Origin of the sequence: Streptomyces vastus, assembly GCF_039532825.1 — a bacterium.
Lineage (GTDB): Bacteria > Actinomycetota > Actinomycetes > Streptomycetales > Streptomycetaceae > Streptomyces > Streptomyces vastus.
Genome location: NZ_BAAASJ010000111.1, coordinates 1 through 6,831, shown reverse-complemented (window position 1 = coordinate 6,831; position 6,831 = coordinate 1). Strand labels below are relative to the sequence as shown.

The 6,831-nt window shown below is 71.5% G+C and carries 5 protein-coding genes; 2 read left to right on the top strand and 3 right to left on the bottom strand.

Annotation, left to right across the window (positions count from 1 at the left end):
* Positions 1 to 532: 532 nt before the first annotated feature.
* The 3 genes from ABD357_RS34390 to ABD357_RS34380 all read right to left on the bottom strand — a co-directional run bounded on the left by ABD357_RS34390 (position 533) and on the right by ABD357_RS34380 (position 5,416).
* A complete protein-coding gene (locus ABD357_RS34390) occupies positions 533 to 2,389 on the bottom strand; it encodes a DUF3592 domain-containing protein (protein ID WP_344395149.1) in 1,857 nt (618 codons plus the stop codon).
* 418 nt (positions 2,390 to 2,807) lie between these two features.
* On the bottom strand, positions 2,808 to 4,061 hold the full coding sequence (locus ABD357_RS34385; protein WP_344395148.1) for an MFS transporter: 1,254 nt from the start codon (positions 4,059 to 4,061) through the stop codon (positions 2,808 to 2,810).
* Positions 4,058 to 5,416: an MBL fold metallo-hydrolase gene (locus ABD357_RS34380; protein WP_344395146.1), complete on the bottom strand. Its 1,359-nt coding sequence runs from the start codon at positions 5,414 to 5,416 to the stop codon at positions 4,058 to 4,060. The genes ABD357_RS34385 and ABD357_RS34380 overlap by 4 nt, the downstream gene beginning before the upstream one ends.
* Before the next feature lie 86 nt (positions 5,417 to 5,502).
* On the opposite strand from ABD357_RS34380, the gene ABD357_RS34375 reads away from it, so the two are divergent.
* Together ABD357_RS34375 and ABD357_RS34370 are read left to right on the top strand one after the other, a co-directional pair.
* Positions 5,503 to 6,171: an ArsR/SmtB family transcription factor gene (locus tag ABD357_RS34375; protein WP_344395145.1), complete on the top strand. Its 669-nt coding sequence runs from the start codon at positions 5,503 to 5,505 to the stop codon at positions 6,169 to 6,171.
* The coding region (locus ABD357_RS34370; protein ID WP_344395144.1) for a cysteine desulfurase family protein at positions 6,168 to 6,831 on the top strand (664 nt) is incomplete at its 3' end. The genes ABD357_RS34375 and ABD357_RS34370, both read left to right, overlap by 4 nt.

The following is a 6,831-nucleotide window of genomic DNA, read 5'->3' as shown; positions in this document are numbered from 1 at the left end:
ACCCCACGCACGAACTCGCACCAGCCCCCTGACAGCACTTCGCCCCGCCGCATAACGACGGGGCGAAGCAACCAGGCCCGAATTAACCAACAGCATCCCTCCGGGGCCGGGCCTTTCCCTGCGGACGGGCCATTATGGCGGCGATCAGATCGGCGTCCTGACATGCGAGGTGCCCCGATGAGCCATCGGCCGCAGCAGCGCGCGGTACGGGTGCGCTGGGATTGCGACAGGGCGGAAGAACGGTGCTCGGCACAGGCACACAGAGGCGTATTCGAGCAGTGAGCGCGACAACTTGGTCGGGGAGTTGGCCGGCGCTCTTCCGGAACTACCCCGCCGACCCTGCCGAGGTCGCCCAGTGCGTCAGCCGCAACGTGTGATGGCGGTCCACGGCGTCGCCCCTGCCCCTTTCACGGGCCTGTCCTCGTAAGGCCGTTGCGAAGACGCCCGGGTTGACTGCGGACGAAGCATGACCGGCTACCGATGAATCGCGAAGATGCCGGCTACCCCGATCCGTGGTTGAACCTGTGCCTGCTCATACGAAGAGCGCGGCTGCCGTGGTGAGGGCGATGAGGAGGAGCAGAACGGGGCCGAGCGGCAGGCCGTGGTCGCGCGGTGAGCTGCGGTCGGTGGGGCGCAGATCCGGGTGGAGGCGCAGCGTGGTGACCTCCTCGGCCATGCGGACGTACGACGGACGCAGCCGCAGACGTCGCTCGAGCCGCGGCTCACCCAGGCCCGTCAGATGCCAGGTGCTGCCGTCCGACAGGCGTATCTCCACGCTGCCCTCAGCGGTGTACTGGGCGGCCCGCAGCCGTTCCCAGGGGACGTGTCGTACCGTCCAGGCTCCGGCCAGCCACAGGCCGGTGCTGTCCGCGGTGACGCGCCAGTTGAGGAGGACGGCCGCCAGGTTGATCCACATGAGCAGCCCGAGCAGGGGGAGGATCTCCCAGCCGAAGCCGTCGGTCACGAGGGAATGCGTGAAGTAGGCGGTGCCGGCTGCCACGCCTGCGGTGAAGGCCAGTCCTGCCGTTCGGGCCACAGAGCCTGGTCCCCAGCGCAGGGGGCGGCTGGTGGGTGTCAAGGTGGTGGCGATGTGGTCCGCCTGGGCCTGGTGGCGTGGCTCTGCGATATCGGAGCGGGCTGCCATGAGGGCATGGGGATCCAGGCGTGGGTCTTTGCCGGTTCGAGGGAGTCGGACCCGGCCGGCGGTGCGGATCACGATCGGATGCCCGTCCCGGTCTGTCGTGACAAGGAGCAGTTCAGCGCCGTCGTACGGGGCACCGAGCATGACTGCTTCGTGCAGTCGTGTGTCGACGGCGGGGTCTTCCTCCTCCTCGTCATCGAAATCGATGCGGCTTGCGGACCCGTCGCCGTCCGGGAGCGTCGCTGCGAAGAAGCAGGCGAAGAGCGGGGTGCGGCCTGAGCTGTCGTCGGCCGCGTAGACCCAGGTCCGGCCTTCATGATCGGTGCACTCCAGCACGCGCAAAGCCGGCACCGGTGCGCGGCGCAGCGCCGCGGCACGGCGGCGGGCGAGGACACCCACGGTGAGCAGGGACAGACCGGGCAGTGCGGTAGCAAGGACCAGCAGCTGCCAGCCAAAGGCGTCGTACGGCTCGGCCACCAGGCGCCGCCACGAGCCGTCCTCCAGCACGGTCACCCTGTCGCCGACGCCGTAGTCCTCCGGGTAGTACGAGTCGACGGTGATGCGCCGTGCATTGTCGGTCCGGAGCTGCACTGACTCCTCGCCATGGCTGATCACTTTCGCTGTGGTGCGCACGGCCCGGGCCGCGCGCTGCTCGTCTGCATGGATGCCTCTCAGCCCCAGCAGGACCGCACCGGCGGCCACGGCGCACAAGATCAGCGCGGCGGCGAGCGGGAGCGTCCCTCGCGTGAGCGGGCCGACGGGTCCCGGCAGCGGATGCCCTGTGCCGGCGGCCCGCTCCGTGAGCCGGCGCTGCCTGGAGCGGGTGGCCAGTCGCTCGCGGGCCGCGGCCCAGCCGAAGGCGAGAGCCGCGATCACGGCGACGTTCGCGGCCAAGGACATCGAGTCGGCGCCCGGCAGTTCTCCCCATGCCACGACGGCCGCCAGGGCGGGAGCGGCGATCAGCGTGAGTTCCGGCAGCCGGGCGAGCCAGTACAACAGGCCCACGGCCAGGCCCATCTGTACCATGCCGCCCCAGTCCGGCCCACACGGCACCGCATCACTGCACGGCGGTTCCGGCTCCACCGCGATGGCCCACGCGACGGTGACCAGCAGCGCCAGCACGGACCACATCGGCCTGGCCCAGTTTGCGGGCCGGGTCTGCAGCCACTGGGCGGCGTCGGCGGACGACCAGGCGGGCGTACCCGCCGGAACGGATCCCGACGGTATCGGGACGGGAGTTTCGGACACGCGAGGATTATGCGGCACAGACCACACACCCCGAGACAGCCTGGTCGCGAACCATCAGCCACGCTGACCAGGCCAGGACATTCGATCGCTGCGGCCCGCACGCCGCCATCGACCCCGCCAGCCTGCGGTTGTGGCCCGCTGTCGGCAGCCGCCTCACCCGCGAGGACGAGGTACCAGGGCCAGCGGGCGGCGTCAGCCTTCCTCCGGTGCGGATTCCAGTTCCGTCCCGGCCTGAACGAGGTCCGGCCGGCCGCGGTCGGCCGCTCGTCGACGTGCCGTGCCCACCCTGGGCGGGGATACGGTCGTCGCGTTCGGAGGTCGAGTCCGAGCCGGGCGTAGAAGGCGCGGGCTGCGTCCGTGTCGGCGACGATGCCCACAGCGTTGAGCCGGGCCCCTGGCACGGCAACCTCAGGGGCGGTCAGGTGCGCGGATGCGTCTCGTACATGCGTACCGCGACGACGAGGCCGGAGGCGCCGGTGAGGGCGGCGACGGTCCAGATGGCGGTGGTGAGGCTGTAGGCGTCGGCGAGGACTCCGGCGACCAGTGCGCCGACGGCGAAGCCGCTGTCGCGCCAGAGCCGGTAGACGCCGACGGCGCGGGCGCGCCAGGCGGGGTGGGCGACGTCGCCGATGACGGCGAGGAGGGTCGGGTAGACCAGCGCGGTGCCGATGCCGAGCAGGATCTGGGCGGCGGCCCACGCGGAGAAGGTCGTTCCGGCGGCGACGAGGGCGATGGCGGCGGCCTGCAGCAGCATGCCCGCGGTGATGAGGTGTTTGCGGCCGATGTGGTCGGACCACCAGCCGGTGAGCATCTGGCCCGCGCCCCATACGGCGGGGTAGAGGGCGGCGAGGACGCCGATCTGGGCGATGGACAGGCCGTGGGCGGCGAAGAGCAGGGGGAAGATGCCCCAGGCGAGGGCATCGTTGAGGTTGTTGACCAGGCCGGCCTGGCTGGCGGCGGACAGGGCCTTGTCGCTCAGGCTGGTGAGGCGGGCGATCTGGCCGGTGGTCAACTCGGCTTCCGAACCTGGTTGTTGGGGGTGCTGGGCGGCCTCGGCGCGGGCGTGCTCGCGGGTCTCGCGGACCGCGAGGGTGGACAGGCCCAGGGCCAGGACGACATAGGCGGCCCCGAGGAGGAACGGCTCCGGCCGCAGCCCGGCGTGTTCGGCGATGGCGCCGGTGGCCATGGCGGTGGCGGCGACCGCTCCGTACCCGGCGGCCTCGTTGAAGCCCATGGCCAGGCCACGACGTTCCGGTCCCACCAGGTCGATCTTCATGATGACGGTGGTGGACCAGGTCAGGCCCTGGTTCATGCCGAGCAGGACGTTGGCGGCGATGATCCAGGCCCAGGTCGGGCCCCAGGCCAGCATGGCGGGCACGGGCAGGGCGATCAGCCAGCCGGCGATCAGGACCGGCTTACGGCCGTAGCGGTCCGACCAGGTGCCGGCGAAGAAGTTGGTGATGGCCTTGGTGGCGCCGAAGGCCAGGATGTAGGTGAGGGCGGCGGTGTAGGCGGACAGGTGGAAGACGTCGTCGGCGAGCAGCGGCAGCACGGTGCGTTCCTGGCCGAGCATGCCGCCGACCAGGGCGTTGACGGCGACGAGCAGGGTGAACTGGGCGAGGTTGGCGCGTAGTCCGAGCCGTATGCCGCCAGGGGTGGCAGTGGCGGTCACTCGCCTGCCTCCAGCGTGCGGCCGGTGGCCTTGGCCCAGTCGTCCGGTCCGCCGTCGAGGACGGTGAGGCCGCCGTGTCCGGCGCGCTGGAGGAGGCTGGCGGCGGTCATGGCGCGCTCGCCGTGTCCGCAGGCGACGACGGCCTCGGCCGGTGCTTGGTCGGCGTGTCCGGCGAGGTCGCCGAGTTCGATGTGGACTGCGTCCGCGATGTGCCCGGCGGCGTGCTCGGCCCGCTGACGGATGTCGAGGACCGGACGCTCGGCGATGCGGTCGGCGGTGAGTAGGTCGATGCTCTGCTGCTCTCCGCCGCCTGCCTGCCAGGCGGCCATGTCCAGGTGTCCGGCCAGCCGCTCGTATCCGATCTTCAGGGCCTGCCAGGTGAGTTCGGCGAGGTCCTGGCCGGGAGCAGTGACGAAGACGAGGGGGGCGTCGTCGGGCAGCAGCCAGCCGAGCCAGGTGGCGAACTGGTCGCGCAGCGGGATGGAGATGGCGCCGGGGATGTGGCCGTGGGCGAAGTCCGCGACAGGGCGTACGTCGATGATCTGAGCGCCTTCGCCCAGCAGCTGGCGCGTCTGGGCCGCCGAGAGCGGGGCGAGCGTGGGGGCGGTGCCGAGGACCGCGGGGCCGCGCCGGTTGATCTCGCCCAGGCGGTCGAAGTAGGCGGGGTAGGAGCCGAGGCTGCCGAGCAGTTGCCGTACGAAGGTGTCCGCGTCCGGCGCGGCGAGCATTGCGTTGGCCTGCTTCTGGGCGCCGATGGTGGTGGTGCGGTCGGCGCCGGGCGGGGCGGAGCAGAAGGATCCGGCGCCGTGGGTGGGCCACACCGCGGTCGCGTCCGGCAGATGGGCCAGGCGCCGCAGGGAGTGGTACTGGGCGCGGGCGAGTTCGTCCGCCCGCTCGGCGCCGAGCAGGTCGGTGCGGGCGGCGGAGCCGACAATGAGGGATCCGCCGGTGAAGACGCCCAACTCGCGGGTGCCGTCCAGCAGGAGGAAGGACAGGTGCTCGTCGGTGTGTCCGGGGGTGGCCAGCGCGCGCAGTGTCAGCCCGCCCAGGTCGGTCTCGTCGCCGTCGGCGAGCGCCGTGTGCGGGAACGCGCGGTGTCCGGCGGCGGAGGCCAGGACGGTCGCACCCTCGTCGGCGGCGAGCTGGAGCGCGCCGGTGAGGAAGTCGGCGTGCAGGTGGGTGTCGGCGGCGTACGCGATCCTCAGCCCGCGCCGCCCGGCGGCAGCGCGCAGAGCGCGCAGATCCCGGCTCGCGTCCACCGCCAGGGCACGTCCGTCGCCCAGGTCGACGAGGTAGGCGCTGTTGCCCAGACCCTCGTCAACCAGTGGTGTGAGGTGATCGTCGGCGAAGCCCATCGGGTCCTCCTGGTGTCACGGTAGGCGCCGGGTGGTCATGGCGCCCGCCCACGGATACAATATTCCATGGATTTATGGAGGATGCCATGGGAGACCCCGCACGCAAATCGGCGCTGTACGACGCCTTCGCCCACACCGGTAAGGCGCTGAGCAGCGGCAAGCGTCTGGAACTGCTTGATCTGCTGGCCCAGGGCGAGCGCACCGTCGACGCCCTCGCCAAGGCGGCCGGGCTGAACCTGACCACCGCCTCCGCGCATCTGCAGACCCTCAAGCAGGCCGGGCTGGTGGCCACCCGCCGCGAGGGCGTACGCATTCACTACCGGCTGGCCGGAGACGACGTAGCCGCCCTGTACGCCCTGCTGCGCCGAGTCGCTCAGACCCACCAGGCAGGCGTCGAGGCCGCCCGCACCGCCTACCTCGGCGACGACCAGCCGCAGGGAGTCGGGCGCGAGGAGCTGCTGGCTCGCGCGCAGGCGGGCGAGGTCGTCGTCCTGGACGTGCGTCCGGCCGAGGAGTACGCCGCCGGGCACATCCCCGGCGCCATCTCCATCCCGGTCGAGGAACTCGCCGACCGCATCGCCGAGTTGCCCGCCGACACCGAGGTCGTCGCCTACTGCCGCGGCGAGTACTGCGTCCTGGCCCACGATGCCGTACGGCTGCTCAACGACCGTGGCCACCGAGCCGTGCGATTGTCCGACGGCATGCTGGAGTGGCGCCTCGCCGACCTGCCCGTGGCCACCGGAGAAGCCGCGTGATCCCCGCGCACCCGGGGCTGCGGGGCGGGCCGGTCTATCTGGACTACAACGCCACCACCCCGGTGGACCCACGGGTGGCTGAGGCCATGCACCCATATCTGGCGGACTGGTTCGGCAACCCCTCCAGCGGTCATCCGTACGCGGCAGCACCGAAGAGGGCCCTCGCCTGCGCGCGTGCCCAGGTCGCCGCACTCATCGGCGCGGACGCGGGAGAGATCGTCTTCACCGGCTCCGGCTCGGAGGCCGACAACCTCGCCCTGCGCGGCGCCGTGCTGTCCGGCAGGACCGACCGCCCGCATGTGATCACCCAGGTCACCGAGCACCCGGCCATCCTGGAGACCTGCCGCGCCCTGGAACGCCTCCACGGCGCCGAAGTGACGTACCTGCCCGTTGACGGCAACGGCCTGGTCGACCCGGCGGCACTCGCCGCTGCCCTCACCGAGCACACCGTTCTGGTCTCGGTCATGGCCGCGAACAACGAGACCGGCACCCTCCAGCCCATCGCCGAACTGGCCCGCATCACCCGCGCCCACGGGGTGCTCTTCCACTGCGACGCCGCCCAGGCAGCCGGAAAATTCCCCCTGGACGTACGAGAGTTGGACGTCGACCTGCTGACCGTCGTCGGCCACAAGATGTACGCACCGAAGGGCATCGCCGCCC

What these genes read in the sequence shown, in the direction of transcription:
- ABD357_RS34380 (WP_344395146.1), bottom strand. Translation starts at nt 5,416, where the DNA reads ATGGGCTTCGCCGACGATCACCTCACACCACTGGTTGACGAGGGTCTG.
- ABD357_RS34375 (WP_344395145.1), top strand. Translation starts at nt 5,503, where the DNA reads ATGGGAGACCCCGCACGCAAATCGGCGCTGTACGACGCCTTCGCCCAC.